The 14,743-nt window shown below is 68.7% G+C and carries 13 protein-coding genes; 5 read left to right on the forward strand and 8 right to left on the reverse strand.

What is annotated here, in order from left to right:
- Window positions 1-42 precede the first annotated feature (42 nt).
- From ADL15_RS21320 to ADL15_RS21330, 3 genes are all read right to left on the reverse strand, one after another.
- Entirely contained in the window at window positions 43-702 is a 660-nt protein-coding gene (locus ADL15_RS21320) for a response regulator (RefSeq protein ID WP_083971532.1), read from the reverse strand.
- The gene (locus tag ADL15_RS21325; protein ID WP_067694045.1) at window positions 699-1,919 is read right to left on the reverse strand and encodes a sensor histidine kinase; all 1,221 of its coding nucleotides are present in this window, start codon (window positions 1,917-1,919) and stop codon (window positions 699-701) included. The genes ADL15_RS21320 and ADL15_RS21325 overlap by 4 nt, the downstream gene beginning before the upstream one ends.
- A gap of 160 nt (window positions 1,920-2,079) precedes the next feature.
- Window positions 2,080-3,072: a serine hydrolase gene (locus ADL15_RS21330; protein WP_067693897.1), complete on the reverse strand. Its 993-nt coding sequence runs from the start codon at window positions 3,070-3,072 to the stop codon at window positions 2,080-2,082.
- A 257-nt stretch (window positions 3,073-3,329) separates the two neighbouring features.
- Here ADL15_RS21330 and ADL15_RS21335 point away from each other — a divergent pair, with 257 nt between their 5' ends.
- Window positions 3,330-4,052: a sulfite exporter TauE/SafE family protein gene (locus tag ADL15_RS21335; protein WP_067693901.1), complete on the forward strand. Its 723-nt coding sequence runs from the start codon at window positions 3,330-3,332 to the stop codon at window positions 4,050-4,052.
- 159 nt (window positions 4,053-4,211) lie between these two features.
- Here ADL15_RS21335 and ADL15_RS21340 read toward each other — a convergent pair whose 3' ends face one another.
- Window positions 4,212-5,219 carry a helix-turn-helix transcriptional regulator gene (locus tag ADL15_RS21340; RefSeq protein WP_198170926.1) on the reverse strand — a complete coding sequence of 336 codons (1,008 nt, stop codon included), beginning with the start codon at window positions 5,217-5,219 and terminating at the stop codon, window positions 4,212-4,214.
- Window positions 5,220-5,265: 46 nt separating this feature from the next.
- Between ADL15_RS21340 and ADL15_RS21345 the strand changes: the two genes are divergently transcribed.
- Complete coding sequence (locus ADL15_RS21345; protein ID WP_338025555.1) at window positions 5,266-7,062, forward strand: methyl-accepting chemotaxis protein; 1,797 nt, start codon at window positions 5,266-5,268, stop codon at window positions 7,060-7,062.
- Between the two features lie 835 nt (window positions 7,063-7,897).
- A complete protein-coding gene (locus tag ADL15_RS21350) occupies window positions 7,898-8,497 on the forward strand; it encodes a hypothetical protein (RefSeq protein WP_067693904.1) in 600 nt (199 codons plus the stop codon).
- 115 nt (window positions 8,498-8,612) lie between these two features.
- Here the strand turns inward: ADL15_RS21350 and ADL15_RS21355 are convergent, their stop codons facing one another.
- From ADL15_RS21355 to ADL15_RS51570, 3 genes are all read right to left on the reverse strand, one after another.
- A complete protein-coding gene (locus tag ADL15_RS21355) occupies window positions 8,613-8,954 on the reverse strand; it encodes a hypothetical protein (protein ID WP_157441495.1) in 342 nt (113 codons plus the stop codon).
- 162 nt (window positions 8,955-9,116) lie between these two features.
- Complete coding sequence (locus ADL15_RS21360) at window positions 9,117-10,115, reverse strand: cellulose binding domain-containing protein (protein WP_067693909.1); 999 nt, start codon at window positions 10,113-10,115, stop codon at window positions 9,117-9,119.
- Window positions 10,116-10,422: 307 nt separating this feature from the next.
- Window positions 10,423-10,980, reverse strand: coding sequence for an SUKH-4 family immunity protein (locus tag ADL15_RS51570; RefSeq protein ID WP_157441496.1), 558 nt, complete (start codon window positions 10,978-10,980; stop codon window positions 10,423-10,425).
- A gap of 669 nt (window positions 10,981-11,649) precedes the next feature.
- Here ADL15_RS51570 and ADL15_RS21365 point away from each other — a divergent pair.
- Window positions 11,650-12,114, forward strand: a complete 465-nt coding sequence (locus ADL15_RS21365; protein WP_067693912.1) for a DUF4262 domain-containing protein — start codon at window positions 11,650-11,652, stop codon at window positions 12,112-12,114.
- Window positions 12,115-12,189: 75 nt separating this feature from the next.
- Here ADL15_RS21365 and ADL15_RS21370 read toward each other — a convergent pair whose 3' ends face one another.
- Window positions 12,190-13,062, reverse strand: a complete 873-nt coding sequence (locus tag ADL15_RS21370) for a COG4705 family protein (protein WP_067693915.1) — start codon at window positions 13,060-13,062, stop codon at window positions 12,190-12,192.
- Between the two features lie 275 nt (window positions 13,063-13,337).
- Between ADL15_RS21370 and ADL15_RS21375 the strand changes: the two genes are divergently transcribed.
- Complete coding sequence (locus tag ADL15_RS21375; RefSeq protein WP_067693918.1) at window positions 13,338-14,561, forward strand: COG4705 family protein; 1,224 nt, start codon at window positions 13,338-13,340, stop codon at window positions 14,559-14,561.
- The last annotated feature ends 182 nt before the right edge of the window (window positions 14,562-14,743 follow it).

Consider the following 14,743-nt stretch of genomic DNA (forward strand, 5'->3'; position numbering starts at 1 on the left):
GCATCCGCCCGTGGAGCTACCAGCCGGCCTCACTCCTGAGGACTACCCGGCCGGGCGGACCAGGCCCACCTCGTACGCGAAGATCGCGGCCTGGGTCCGGTCGCGCAGGCCGAGTTTGGTCAGGATCCGGCTGACGTGGGTCTTGACGGTGTGCTCGGCGACGAACAGCTGCGCGGCGATCTCCGCGTTGGACAGGCCCTGGGCGATCAGCGCCAGGACCTCGGTCTCGCGCTCGGTCAGCCCACCGACCCGGTCCTTGAGCGGGGTGCGCGGCGGGCCGCACGTGCGGGAGAACTCGGCGATCAGCCGCCGGGTGATGTCCGGCGAGAGCAGGCCGTCGCCGGCCGCGACCACCCGGACCGCGTGCGCGAGCTCGGCGGCCGAGGCGTCCTTGAGCAGGAACCCGGAGGCGCCCGCGCGCAGCGCCTCGTAGACGTACTCGTCGAGGTCGAACGTGGTCAGCACCAGGACCTTGACCGCGCCGCCGGAGATCCGGCGGGTCGCGTCGATGCCACCCAGGCGCGGCATCCGGATGTCCATGAGCACGACGTCCGGGGCCAGCGCGGCGACCTTGGCGACCGCGTCGAGGCCGTCGACGGCCTGCCCGACCACCTCGATGCCGGGCTCGGCGCCGAGCAGCACGGTGAAGCCCTGCCGGACCAGCATCTGGTCGTCGGCGATCAGTACCCGGATCCCGGTCACGGGGCGGCCGGGGCCGGCAGGGTCACGCTCACTTCGTACCCGCCGTCCGGGGTCGGCCCGGCCGCCAGGTCACCGTCGAGCATGGCGGCGCGTTCCCGCATGCCGGGCAGGCCGTGCCCGGCGCCGGGCGAGGGCTGCCCCGGCCGGGCCGGGGCGGCGTTGCCGATCCGGACACCGAGGCTCGCCGGACGGTACGCGATCCGCACCCGCACCGGCGCGCCCGGCGCGTGGCGGATGGCGTTGCTGAGCGCCTCCTGCACGATCCGGTACGCGGACAGCTCCACGCCCGGCGACAGCGGGCGCGGCGTCCCGGTGACCTCGACCGCGACGGCGGGACCGGCGGCGCGCACGTTGGCGACCAGCTCGCCGAGGTCGGCGAGGGCCGGCTGGGGCGCGTGCGGCGCGGTGCCGGCGCGCAGCACGCCGAGGACCCGGCGCAGCTCGGTGAGCGCGTCGAGGGCGTTCTGCCGGATGCCGGTGAGGTTCTCGCGCAGCTCGGCCGGCGGGTCGGTGACCAGGTGCGGTGCGACCTGCGCCTGAATGGAGATCACCGACAGGTGGTGGGCGACGACGTCGTGCAGCTCGCGGGCGATCCGGCCGCGTTCCTCCAGCAGCATGCGCCGGGCCCGCTCGTCGGCGTTGAGGGTCACCTGCGCGGCCAGCCGGGCACCGCTGACCCGCCGGGCGCGCCGCAGTGTGCCCACGCCGGCGACGCCGCCGAGCAGCAGCGCGACCCGGCCGGGCTCGGTGCCGGTCAGCAGGCCGAGCACGCCGTAGCCGCTGTGCTCCCCGAGAGCGAACCCGGTCGCGGCCAGCAGCGCCAGCAGACCCGCGGCCAGCGACGCGAACAACACCCTGGCGCGGACCCGCAGCGCCAGCAGGAACAGCACTGCGGCCGCCGGCAGGATCGCGAGGTAACCCCACGGGTACGGCGGGCCGGTCGTCAGCGCCCCGGCGATCAGGATCAGGATCGCCGACCACCAGGCCGGGACCGGGCGGAACACCGCGAGGACCACCGCCGCGCAGGCGAGCAGCGAGACGGTCAGCTCCGCGCCGCTGACCGGCTGGCTGAACGCCAGGCCGGTCGTCACGGCGGCGGTGAGCACCGCGAAGCCGGCCACCAGCACGTGCGGCAGCCAGGCGCGCCATCGGGTCGCCGCCCGCGGCAACGGGTCCGCGGTGGCAGCCCACCAGGCACGTGCCGACGCACTGTCCATACCGTTCACGTACCGAATCTAGGGCGCGCCGGCGGACGGTCGCATCCGCCGGCGGACGGGTTCCCGGCGTAGTCCTCGAGGACTACGCGGCTGCGCGGCGCGACCGGGTGGTGCCGCGGTCATGGCAGACGGCATCCGGCTGCCATGACCGCGGGCCGGGTCAGCCGCCGCTGACCGGCTTGAAGTGCTGAATCTTCGACCGCGGCGCCACCGTGGCGCCCGGCGTCGGCGGCAGGTTGTCGATCAACGCGCGGCCGATCTTCGCGTGCGCCTCGACCGCCGGGTGCGTCGCGCCGTAGTTCAGCGGGTCACCCAGGCCCTCGGCGAACATCGCGTAGGTCAGCAGCGGCACGCCGTTGGTGTCGAACATGATGCCGACCTCGTGCCGTGACTCACCGAGCTCGTTGAAGTCGGCGCCGTACTTCGTCGCGACGCGCTCGCGCTCCCGCGACGACATCACCCGGCGCACGCCGTCGTGGTAGCCGCTGAGACCACGGGTCACCCGCAGCATGAAGTCGCACGAGGCCGGCGACAGCAGCGTCTTGGTCGCCAGACGCCACAGCAGGTCGTGCATCTCGCGCGGCGTGGTCACCCCCAGGTAGAAGCGGTTCGGGTTCGCCACCGGGATGACCCGGGTCTGCACGAACCCCTTGGCCGCGAGGATCTGGTTGATCTCCAGCGCCGGGACCAGCCGGCCGCACAGGCGTACCGCGGTGTTGTCCGAGACCAGCAGCATCGCGGTCAGGAACCCGGCCACGGTGAGGTCGTCGCCGTACGTGCCCTGCAGGAAGTAGATGCCCGACCCGTCGAGGACGATGTCGCCCTGCAGGTCGACCTTGGTGCCCATGGTGAGCTCACCCCGGTCGACCTTGTCGAGCACCGCGGTCGCCACGGCCAGCTTCTGCACGCTGTAGCCGTACGTGACGTGGTCGGCGTCGTCCTCGACGAACGGCGTGATCGCACCGGTCGCGTCCACGGCCGCCATGTGGGTGTGCCACAGGCCGCCGACCTTGGCCTTCTGCTTCTCGTACACCTTCTTGACAGCCGCGGGCCCGGACACGGCGGCTTCCGCGGGCGACCCGACGCCGACGGTCGCCGCGGCGGCGGCCGCACCGAGGCCGAGTGCGGAGCGCCGGGAGAAATTGACTGACATGGTGCCCCCTATGTGGACGGACAAGTCAGGCAGCAAGGTACAACACACCCGCTCATGATCGAGACCTGCACTGCCGCACCAGGTCTCCTGCGATCGAACCGACCGTGGCCGCGACCGCCGGGCGATCCGGTGCTCGGTAGACTGGCTTCTCCTTCGCAACGGCCTGTCCGGCCCGAGCTGCTCACGGCCACCACTACGATCGGCAGGCTTCTCGCGGGCCGGGCCTCCGGCACACTGCTCAATCAGGACGGGCACCGATGACCGTCACCCTGCTGATCGCGTCGGCGGCGGCGTTCCTGCTGGCGATGCTGTCGGGCGTCGCCGGGTTCGGCGGTGGCGTGCTGCTGCTGCCGGTGTTCACCGCACTGTTCGGGCTGCGCTTCGCCGTGCCGATGCTGACACTGACGCAGCTCTCCAGCAACGGCTCGCGGACCTGGCTCAACCGCGACGCGGTCCGGTGGCCGCTGGTGGGCTGGTTCGCGGCCGGAGCGGTCCCGCTGTCCGTCGCCGGTGGACTGCTTCTGACCCATGCGCCATTGAGCCCGCTCAAACGCCTCCTCGGAATCTTCCTGATCGGCGTCGTCGTCTGGCGCCACCTGCGGCGACAACCCGGCAAGCCCGGTGACCGGATGTTCGCCGCCGTCGGCGCGGCGTCGGGTTTCGGTTCCGCGCTGCTGGGCTCGGTCGGCCCGCTGACCGCCCCGTTCTTCCTCGCCTACGGCCTGACCCGGGCCGCGTACATCGGCACCGAGGCCACCGCCGCACTCACCATGCACCTGACCAAACTCACGGTGTACGGCGCCGGTGACCTGCTCACCCCACGGGTGTTATGGCTCGGTGCCGCCCTCACCCCGGCGACGCTCGCCGGGGCGTGGACGGGCAAGAAGCTCGTCGGCCACGTCACCGACCGCGCGTTCATCCTCCTGGTCGAAGCCGGCCTGGTCACCGCCGGCACCCTATTCCTGCTCGGCCTGTCCTGACCCCGCAGCCGACCGAACCGCGCGGATCGCGGCAGTCGGGTACGCGGCGAACCACTCATCGGCTAGAGCCCTGCGCGGGCAACCTCACGGACTCGCAACGGAGGGCGGCCAAGAATTATCGGCTCGGTTTCCGCTCGTCGCGTCGCCGTGCGGTCAGCACTATTTCGAGCGCACGGAGGCGCAGAGGGTTTGCGACGGTGTCACGCCGTACCGCTCACGGTAGAAACCCGCGAAGCGCCCGAGATGCGGGAATCCCCAGCGGTGTGCGATGTCTGCCACCGTCGTCTGGCCGGGATCCGCCTCCCGAAGCTCCTCATGGGCGCGGTCGAGGCGGACCTGACGCAGGAACGTGGTGGGCGGGATGCCTACGTATCGTTTGAAGCCTGCCTGCAGTGCCCGTTCACTCATGTGGGTGATGTCGGCGAGTTGGGCGATGGTGATCGGGCGTTCGGGCTGGCTGCACAAGAGGTCGATCGCCCGTCGTATCGCCCGGGGCGCTGGGTAGGGTCCGCCGGGCGTGGTCAGCCGGTCGCGGTACGGGTGGTCGCCGGCCAGCAGCAGGCCGCGCAGCAGCATCTCCTGCAAAGGCTCGGCAAGGAGCGGGTCTTGCGCCAGGCCGGGGTCGTCGCCGAAGGCGTCCGCGGCGAATACCCGGATCAGGTTGGTCCAGGTACGGCCGGGTCCGTGGGAGTGGTCCAGCTGGGGGCCGAGCGCAATGGGGGAGCTGACGGGCGTGTCGAGCATGCGGGCCAGCTGTGTCTCGAGGGCTTCGGGGTCGATCTTGATGGCCAGCATGCGGCAGTCGCCGCTCCACCGATGCAGGACCGTGTCGCCTGCCGGCTGGAACACCGCCCCGCTGATGTTGGTGGCCACCCTGAGGTCGTCTCTGCCCTGCTGCCACTCGAGTTGGCCGGACAGAAGCACGTCGACGTGGTAAGCGCCCAGCTCGTTCAGTCTCAGCTTGAGGTCCGTGCCGAAGCGCACGTCACCAATGGTGACCGGGCCGAGCCTGGTGACCCGCAGCTGGGTGTCGAGGCTCTTGGACGGCTCCAACATGTCGATGAAGTTGGAGTAGAAGTGCTCGGCGATCACGACCCGGGTCTCATCCAAGTCGGTGCTGTGCAGGGCGGCAGCCCGGGGCCGACCGCCAGCGTCATTCTCGGACAAAGTCATCACCTCGCCGTCATGCTAATCGGTCGTTATCCGGATACCGGTGGGCCTGTCCGCCCCCCGCAGGGAGCTGTTTCCCAACCTCGGGCAAGCTCCGCGATCGCCTATGGCGTGCTCGCATAGTGAGGGCGGTAAGCGTACTCCCGCCGGGGCAGAACGAACTTTCGTTCGAAGAGGGACTGTTATGGCCGCGATGTCCATCTCTGCAGACATGCCTACCGGCACCGGGGCCGAGACGGGCACAGCGCCCCGACGGCTGTCGTTCGCCGACCTGAGCGTCAGCGTGAAGGTCCTCACCGCGGTCGGAACCGCTGCCTTGGTCGCGTTGATCGTCGGGATTCTGGGACTGCTGTCACTACGCGACGCCAGCGCCGCGGCCCAGCTGATTTCTCGGAGCAACGTCGCGAGCATCAGAGCGGTCGGACAGCTGAAGGCCGTCGTATCGCAAGCCCGGGTGGACACCGCGAACCAGGCGCTGTCGATCGATGAGGCCTCAAAAACGAAGTTCGCCGACTCCTACACCGCCGATCTGCAGTCGTTCACCACGGCGATGGCCGCCTACCGCGCCAGCAACCCGGCGTCGGACACCGCTCTGATCGCCCGGCTGCAGACCGACTGGAACGCGTACGCCGACGTCGCGGTGAACAAACTGATTCCGGCCGGGAACCGCCGCGCCCTGGTCGAGTGGACGAAGATCCGCGACAGCGAGGTGCTGCCGATCCTGACGAGGGTGTACGACGCCTTGGCCACCATGGACGGCTTGGAAACCGCTGACGCCGCCAAGAACGCCGCCGCCGCGAAGTCAGGCTACGAGTCCAGCCGGACCACGTCCCTCATCACTCTGACCGTCGGCCTCGTCCTCGCCCTGGCGATCGGCGTCATCGTCGCCCGCAAGATCGTGCAGTCGCTGATGAAGGTCACCTACGTGTGTTATGGACTCGCCGACGGCGACCTGACCCGCAGGACCGGCCTGGACACCCGCGACGAGCCAGGCCGGATGGCCCGCGCGCTGGACGCCGCTCTGACGCGACTGCGGCAGACCATCACCACCATCGAGGGGTCCGCCACTTCGCTGGCCGGCGCCTCCGAGCAGATGAGCAGCACCGCCGCCAACATCGCCGCGTCCGCAGAACAGACATCCAGCCAGGCGCTGGCGGTAGCGGCCGCCGCCGAAGAGGTCTCCCGCAGCGTGGAAACGGTCTCCTCAGGCAGCGAAGAGATGGGGGCCTCCATCCGGGAGATCTCCCAGAACGCCGCCGAGGCCGCCCGGATCGCCTCAGGAGCAGTCACCATCACCACCGCCACCTTGGCCACGATGAACAAACTCGGCGATTCGTCCGCCGAGATCGGCAACGTCATCAAGGTGATCACCGCGATCGCCGAGCAGACGAACCTGCTTGCGCTCAACGCCACCATCGAGGCCGCCCGGGCCGGGGAGATGGGCAAGGGCTTCGCCGTGGTCGCCTCCGAGGTCAAGGACCTCGCCCAAGAAACAGCCCGGGCCACCGAAGACATCTCCCGCCGAGTCCAGGCGATCCAAGCCGACACCACCGGCGCGGTCGCCGCCATCGACGAAATCTCCGTCGTCATCGAACAGATCAGCGAGTTCCAGACCACCATCGCCTCGGCCGTGGAAGAGCAGACCGCCACCACCGCGGAAATGAACCGCAGCGTCAGCGAGGCAGCCGGCGGGGCCGGCGAGATCGCCCAGAACATCACCGGCGTCGCCGAGGCCGCCCGGATGACCAGCCACGGCGTCAACGAGACCCAGCAGGCCACCACCGAACTGGCCCGCATGTCCACCGACCTCAGCGCCTTGGTCGCCACCTTCCGCATCTGACCAGCACCAGCCACGCCTGGCTGACCGCGCACCGATGACGACCTGGACCTCGACGCCAGCACGCCGGGAGCCGACGACTTCCATCGAACAGGAATCAGCCGAGCTCCGCGATCAGGCGACGGAGGCTGTGGAACGCAGGCTTCGGCGAATAGTCGCTGCGCAAACACGCCGAACCGGTGAAACAGGTCGTCCTTCGCACTGTCCGCGTCGCGCAGTGTGAACAGTTGCCAGTGCGTCACGTTCAGCTCCGCCCGCAGCCGATACACCGTCCGGATGATGGTTTCCAGCACACTGCCTGCTGTTCCTCAGGCCGGCCCGGGCCGGTGGCCAACCGTTCTCACAGATTCGGATCGGCACCGTGGCCGGAATCCCCGCCGTCACCAGGGTTCGCTCACGGAAATCGCGCAACAGCCGCTCCACCGTGCCCGGCAGCGCGTCGAGGCTCACCCGGGGACCGAACACGTCCGGGTAGACGGCGATCCCCGCATAGTCCAGCGCCACCGCGAATGATGGACCACCGGACTCGTGCACCCCGGTCTGTGCGCGCAGGGGCCGGGCCGGCTGCAGGTCGTGACCGAGCGACCAACTCTTCAGCAGAGCATGGGTGGTGTCCAGGACGGTGGTGACCATCGTGTGGGCGCGGCCATGCCGATGACCTGCGATCGCCTAGCGAGATGGGTACCATCGCGGTCGACGGCGACCCGGCCCCACGGCCTGGGATAGAGGCCGCAAGTCGTCCCACGACCGCCAGACCGTCGGCTCAAGCCGGGACAAAAGCCTCTTCGACTCTTCCCCACCGCCGCGTGCCGGTCGCCGGGAGTGACACGATAGAGCGATGCTCTGGCCGGTCCTGCTCGACGCTGCTCCCCGCGACAGCGTGTGGTCATTGGGTGAACGGGTCTCGACCCGTCTGAGATGGCTCGACGACCCCGGTCTCCCCGAGGACCTGGTGCGGCACCGGATCACCGTGCGGGCCAGCACGTTGCTCGATGTCGACGGGCAGCCATGGGCGCAACTCATCGAGGCCGGCGACCTGCGCGCGATCCGGGAGGGTGATCACCGAGCAGGTGACGTGACGCTCGACGGATGCCTGGGCTTCGGCGCCTTCCTGGGGCTCGTCGGCGAGTTGCCCACCACGGGGGGCGTCGTCCGGCGAGTCCGTGTCGTGCATGAACTGCACGATCGCGGCACCAGCGAATGGATCCGCCGGCCCGGGGGCACACGCCTGACCGACGTCCCCGACGCCTGCCCTGCACGTCTGCGTGACGAGCCGTCCTTCGACGAACCGATGCCTGACGACGGGGAACCCGAGCCCGGCACCGTGCGGCTGATGAGCCCGGAGGAATACTTCCGGCTGGTTCGTGACCAGCTGCCGGCCGAACAGTGGCAGGCCCGCGGCTTCCTCGTCGACCTGGACATCACCGATCCCCGCTGAGCCCAGCTCAGCGACTCCCATCGCCCGCCGGTCCACCCCTGCCCGTCATCGACATGAGCAGCGCTACGCCGAGCGTGACCGACAGACCCGGTCACCGGCCGCGGCTCGGGCAGGGCTATTGCGGGATCTGCATGAAACGCTTCGCCGCAGCGATTACTCGATCGCGAGAATCCCGAATCCTGGCACGATGCAGAGTGTCGTCCAGCACCACGACAGAATTCGGTTCGTCTGTGACGGCGACGCGAAAGCGAAGATTCGCATCACCGAGCGCCAGGCTCGTGTCGATGACATGTTTCGGCGCCAACAGACGAAGTCGTGAGACCTGGGAGAGTATGGCGGCAACTGCGGAATCGATTTCTGCGACCAGCCGGTCCCGCCGCTCTTCGTCCAGATCGTACGCCTGCTCGAGCCGGCAGATCTCCTTGCATCGGTCCTTGGCCTTGAAGCTGTTGTCCAAGACGTGCATAAATGCCGCCGCGAGCCTCAGAGGGCTCGCGACGACACCAGTTCTAAGACGTCCGTTCCCACCTGGACGGCGCACGGACGCTGATTGGGCAAGAGCTCGGCAGTCGATTTCGATGGCGGGAGCCGGGCGCCCAAAGTCTGGATACCCCGCAGATCAGGCCAGGGTGCAGGCCGTGCCGTTCAGCGCGGCGATTGTGGCGGAGGCGTTGTTCTTCGTGTACGTGCCGACCAGGCCGACCGTGATGCCGGCGCCGGGCTGGATCGTCGCGTTCCAGGTTTCGTTGGTCAACGTCACCGTTGAGCCGGACTGGGCCCACTTCGCCGCCCACGACGACGTGACGTGCTGGTCCCCGCCCAGAGAGACGGTGAGGGACCAGCCGTTGACCGGTGTGGTCGCGGTGTTGGTCAGCGTCACCTCGGCGACAAAGCCGCCCGGCCAGTCGCTGGTCGTCTTGTAGGCGACTTTGCACCGCGTGGCCGGTGGGGTGGCGGTCGTGGATACCTGGTTGGAGGCGATCGACAGGTTGCCGGCCGCGTCGCGTGCGCGAACGTAGTAGCGGACCATGCCGGTCTGGGTGCTCAGGATCGGCGCGGTGAAGGAAGTGCCGGTCGTGGTGCCGAGATACCGGGACACGTACCAGCCGTCGAACAGGTAGACGTAGTAGCCGGTCAGCTCCACGTCGTCGGTGGACGCCGCCCAGGTCAGCTGCGCGCCGGCCGGTCCGACGCCGGTCAGGGTGAGGTTGCCGGGGGCGGTCGGTGCGGTCATGTCACCGGTGGTGTTCGCCGGGGTGACCACGACGAGCGTGTTACTCGCCGTTGAGGAGTGGCCGTCGGCGTCGATGGCCTGGACGGTGAATTGGATCTGGCCGTTCGGGTTGATGCCGGACGTGATCGTTGCGGTGGTGACGTTGCCGACATGCTGGCCGTAGCCGACGTCGCCGAAGGCTGGCCAGTAGGTGAGCGAGTAGTCGACGGGATCGCCGGTGGAAGCGGTCCAGGCGAGAGTCACGGAGGTGGGGCTGACGGAGGTGACGTGGAGGTTGGCGGGCGCAGAGGGCGCCGCAGCCGCTGCGGCCCGACCGGCGACCAGGAGCAGCGCGCCGATGGAGAGCAGAACGGCCAGCAATGCACGGAAGCGGTGTGTGTGCATCCCTTGACCGTCCGGTATCCAATAGATGACTGTCAACCCGTTGGCAGGAGGTACTCGACGTTCGGGCGGCCCGGTCCGCCGCATCGAGGACTACTGATGGTCGAACGCAGCGGGCGGCTGCTGGCGGCATTGACCGCTCCAATCGAGCGTTCCGCCGAGGCGATCTCGCTCAACGTCGACACTTTGATCCGGCGGCTGATCAGCGCGAACTGATCAGGATGGCAGCCGTGGCCGAGCGCTCGATGCCGACGAGCCAAGGCCGCCGGCACGCCCCTATCGGCGGCAGTTGAGCGCGTTGCTGACTCGCTCAACCCCACGGGCGCTCAAAAAGATAACCCCAGAAGGAGTCAACCCCGCTCGTCAGTATGGGGTCTCTTTTGACTAGGCGTCGCATTACCGTCTCGGCCCGCCGTACAGCGATTCGCTCGGAAATCTCGCTGTCACTTCGGGGCCACGCCCCGCCCACCTTGTGAAGAAAGTAGTAAAAAAGCGGCAGATTCGAGTTGACCGGAAGTATTTTGCCGCCAGGGAACAGCTGAGAAACGGTGCCATCAGCGGCGCTGACTCCAAAGTATCCACACCCACAGGCAGCATGCGTGGAGAGCATGTGCGGATGCTTTCCAACAGCTTCCATCCCCAGGATGTAGTAGGGAGGAGCTAATGGCTCCTTCGAATCTTGAGGACAACGAGTGAAGATCGATCCGAATGCTGGCAGGCCAACTTCCGAGAGGAGCACTCGAGATTCGGCGCTCACCTGCCAGTGAATTACAGTGGCGTCATTGAGCGGCTCGACCAAACCATCGGTCGACCAGCGTGCCATTTCGGTGCGCCAGTCAGGGACAGCCTTGCCAAGAATTCTCACCACGTGATGATCCTAGATCCGGGACACTATGCGCCCGCGAGGGCCGTCGGCACATTCGCACTCTCGTCGGCATGTGAAGGTGTCGAAGGCGGGATTGGTGAGCCGTGCCGGCGAGATCGTTCAGTACGAGGGAATTCCGCCCGTTGGCGAGCGGATGGATCCGGGTCCTGCCTCAATATGGTGCGGATGTGTCGTGGGGTGCGACGTGCGGTGGCCATCCACCCATCGGACTCTATCGATCGATCCCGGGCGAGCCGCTGCAGGTCTTCCTCATGCGGGGCGACTGTGCGCACGAGGGCGGACCGGGCCAGAGCTGACGGAGCTGTGGCGAGGAGTCGGCGCTGTTCGGCCGTCGTACGGATGTTCATCGCCGCGCCGGCTCGGACCTTGGCGACGGTGTCGGCACTCAAGGACGCCAGGACGGCTGGATCGACGGTTTCCGCGGCGAGCTCCCGGCGGACGGTCACGGAGTTGTCGGGGGCGAGCGCCGCTGCCACGTCGGAGGCGAAATCTTTGCGGTAGGTGAGCTGGAACCGGATCCTCAGATGGCCCGTCGGACGTGTTCGCACAGCCGGGGCATGGGTGTTCAGCTCGCGGGTACGCAGTACGAAGGGCACATGCCTGGTCTCACAGTGACGCCGGGACCGGCAGCGACAGGCGGGAAGTGATCCGGTGACGGCTGGACAGCAGGAGATCGGACTCGGTCAGATCGGCGAGGCCATCGAGCGCTCCGGGGTCCATCTGCAGTTCGTGCCGCAGCCGATTCCCCTGGAGACGTGCTGGTACACGATCGGTCTCACGGGACACGGGCAGCCTGAAATGATCTTGTTCGGGTTGCCTCCCGACATCTCCCGGCCCACCCTGCGCGCGGTCGCCGGTGAGATCATCGCGGGCCGGCGCCGGTTCACCCCGGGCCAATACGCCGACGACGTTCTCGAGGGGCACCCGGTTCAGTTCGTCGCGGTGATCGAGCCGGACCGCCACCTGCCCGTTGCCGCGCTGTTCTACGCCGGCACCGGCTCGGCCGTCGAGGCCTTGCAGATCGTGTGGCCGGACCGGTATCTCCGCTGGCCCTGGCAGCCCGGCACGCACCTGGACGACATGCCGGTGCTCGGCCGGCCGGCGTCGCCGGGCTGACAGGGTCGCGGCAGGTGAGGACGCGGCGTGGTCATTTGCCGCCGGTACGGGTACGGCTGTTCTGGGTGAACGTGGTCAGATCGGCGCTGACGTCCTTACGGTGGCGGCGGGCACCGCGATCGCCCGGCGGCGGCGCTCGCCCACCATGGCGTACCCGATGAAGCCGGCCAGCACCGCGAGCAGCACCGCCGAAGCACCGTAGGTGCCCAGGCCGAGACCACCCTTCGCGGCCGGCTTGGTGAAGAAGTCACCCACCGTCGCACCCAACGGCCGGGTCAGCACGAACGCCAGCCAGAACACCAGCACGTTCGGCATCCACCGCACCTGCGTGCAGGCGGCCAGCACCGCCAGCACCGCCGTGATCAGCACCGCGCCACCGAGGTAGCCGAGGCCGGAACTGTCGGCCAGGAAGTCACCCATCGACGTGCCGAGCGTGTTCGAGATCAGGATCGCGGTCCAGAACAACGCCTCACCACGGAACGTATTGATCTTGCTGATGTCGAACGTCAGGCCGGTCGTCCTCCACACCACGAACACCGCGATCAGCAACGACGTCAGGATCGCCGCACCCGTCGGATACCCCAGCCCCAGGCCTTGCGGGCCCCAGCCCAGCGATGTCGTCCCGGCCGACAGGTTGCCGGTGTCCCGGTTCATGAAGTCCGACAGCGTGGTCCCGGCCATGCTCGTCGACAGGATCACCGTCCAATAGAACACCGGGTGATACCGGCTCGACCGCAACTGCACCACAAGCGTCACCACGAAGATCGCGAACAATGTCACCGTGCTCAGGAAATAGCCCAGCTCCAACGTCTGCGAGATCATGTCACCCGCGGTCTCCCCCAACGTCGTCGCCGCCACCTTCATCACCCAGAACGCCAGCGTGATCTCCGGCAACTTCTTCATCACGGCCTCGGCCCGGCTCGACGGCGGCATCACGGATGCGGTCATGTCTTCTCCTCGGAACAGTCGGTCGAGATCGTTCGAGCAGAAGCGTGCGACACCGAACCTGAATAACCCCTGAAAGTGAGATTTATGCTGCTTTAAGGGCCTGCCGAGGGCGGCGTCGGCGCTGGCGACCCGGTGACTGCGACCGTCGAGGTGGGCGCCGATGTCACCGTCGGCGAGCCGGTGCGGCCTTCAGGCCGCTCTCAGGACCGTTTCCCCATGGTGGTGACGATCAACGGTCGCCGCGGCGCGGCCGTCCCACTTCGGCAGGAGAAACCATGGAGTACGCCCACGGCACGGCGACACGCACGAGCGCCGGCGCCTGGCTGACCAAGGTCCCGGCGATCACCGCCATCTTTTGGGTGATCAAGGTGCTGTCGACCACGGTCGGTGAGACGTTCGCCGACTACCTGGCCGTCAACGTGGGGCTCGGCCCACTGGTCACCGACGCGGTGATGATGACCGTGCTCGCCGTCGCGCTCGTCGTGCAGTTCCGGACCCGGCGGTACACGCCGTGGATCTACTGGCTGTGCGTGGTGCTGGTCAGCATCGTCGGCACCCAGATCACCGACTTCTTCACCGACACGCTCGGTGTCAGCCTCTACGTGAGCTCCGCGGTCTTCGCGGTCATCCTCGCCGTCGTGTTCACCGCCTGGTACCGCCAGGAGCGCACCCTGGCGATCACCTCGATCGACACCCCGCGCCGGGAGGCGTTCTACTGGGGCGCGATCCTGACCACGTTCGCGCTCGGCACCGCCGCCGGTGACCTGGCCACCGAGGCGCTCAGCCTCGGCTTCCGGACCGGCACGGTGATCTTCGCGGGGCTGATCCTGGTCACCTGGCTCGCCGGCCGGTTCGGCGCCGGACTGGTGCTGACCTTCTGGATCGCCTACGTGCTGACCCGCCCGCTCGGTGCCTCGCTCGGCGACCTGCTCACCCAGGCCAAGGACTTCGGCGGTCTCGACCTCGGCGCCAGCACCACCAGCCTGCTGTTCTTCGCCGTGATCGTGACCCTGGTCGGCCGGGAGCAGCTGCTGGCCGGCCGCCCCGGCGGCAAGGACGCCGGGCAGCGCGGTGACTACGCGTGGGCCGCCGGCGCGGCCGTGGTGATCGCCGCCGCAGGAATCGCGCTGAGCAGCGGAAACGCGCCTTCAGCGACCGAGCCGGGGGTGGCCGCCACCGCAGCGCCGGTCACGCAGGTCGTGCACCCGACCACCCGGCTGGGCAACGTGAGCGCGTTCGCCACCATCGTCACCGACCTGCAGGCGAAGGTCACCGGCAACGACCTGGCCGGCGGCAAGACCCGGGTCAAGGACCTCGAGGTCGCCTGGGACGACGCCGAGGCCGGCCTCAAGCCCCGCGACTCCGCCAAGTGGCACGAGCTGGACGACCAGATCGACGAGGTGCTGACCGCGCTGCGAGCCGGCACCCCGAACCGGGCCGACTGCGCCGCCAAGCTGACCACCCTGCTCAGCACCCTCAACACGTTCGACGGCGTCTGACCGGCACCCGGCCGCCCGCGAAGGGCTGCCGGGCCGCTCATTGTCCGGCCGCCGTCGCGCCGGTCAGAACCGGAGCCGGGCCGGGCCGATCGGTGCTCCACAGTGGCGGGATTGTCGGCCGGCAGCGTCGTCCGTGTCGATGAACTGCATTCTCGTCGGATGCGCCGACGGCCGGGTTCGGG

This window comes from Actinoplanes awajinensis subsp. mycoplanecinus (assembly GCF_001509495.1).
In the GTDB taxonomy this organism is placed as follows: Bacteria; Actinomycetota; Actinomycetes; order Mycobacteriales; family Micromonosporaceae; genus Actinoplanes; species Actinoplanes palleronii.

Excerpts from the sequence above, each read along its gene's own strand:
- ADL15_RS21330 (WP_067693897.1), bottom strand. The coding sequence starts at position 3,072 with ATGTCAGTCAATTTCTCCCGGCGCTCCGCACTCGGCCTCGGTGCGGCC.
- ADL15_RS21360 (WP_067693909.1), bottom strand. The coding sequence starts at position 10,115 with ATGCACACACACCGCTTCCGTGCATTGCTGGCCGTTCTGCTCTCCATC.
- ADL15_RS21375 (WP_067693918.1), top strand. The coding sequence starts at position 13,338 with ATGGAGTACGCCCACGGCACGGCGACACGCACGAGCGCCGGCGCCTGG.
- ADL15_RS21335 (WP_067693901.1), top strand. The coding sequence starts at position 3,330 with ATGACCGTCACCCTGCTGATCGCGTCGGCGGCGGCGTTCCTGCTGGCG.
- ADL15_RS21325 (WP_067694045.1), bottom strand. The coding sequence starts at position 1,919 with ATGGACAGTGCGTCGGCACGTGCCTGGTGGGCTGCCACCGCGGACCCG.
- ADL15_RS21350 (WP_067693904.1), top strand. The coding sequence starts at position 7,898 with ATGCTCTGGCCGGTCCTGCTCGACGCTGCTCCCCGCGACAGCGTGTGG.
- ADL15_RS21370 (WP_067693915.1), bottom strand. The coding sequence starts at position 13,062 with ATGACCGCATCCGTGATGCCGCCGTCGAGCCGGGCCGAGGCCGTGATG.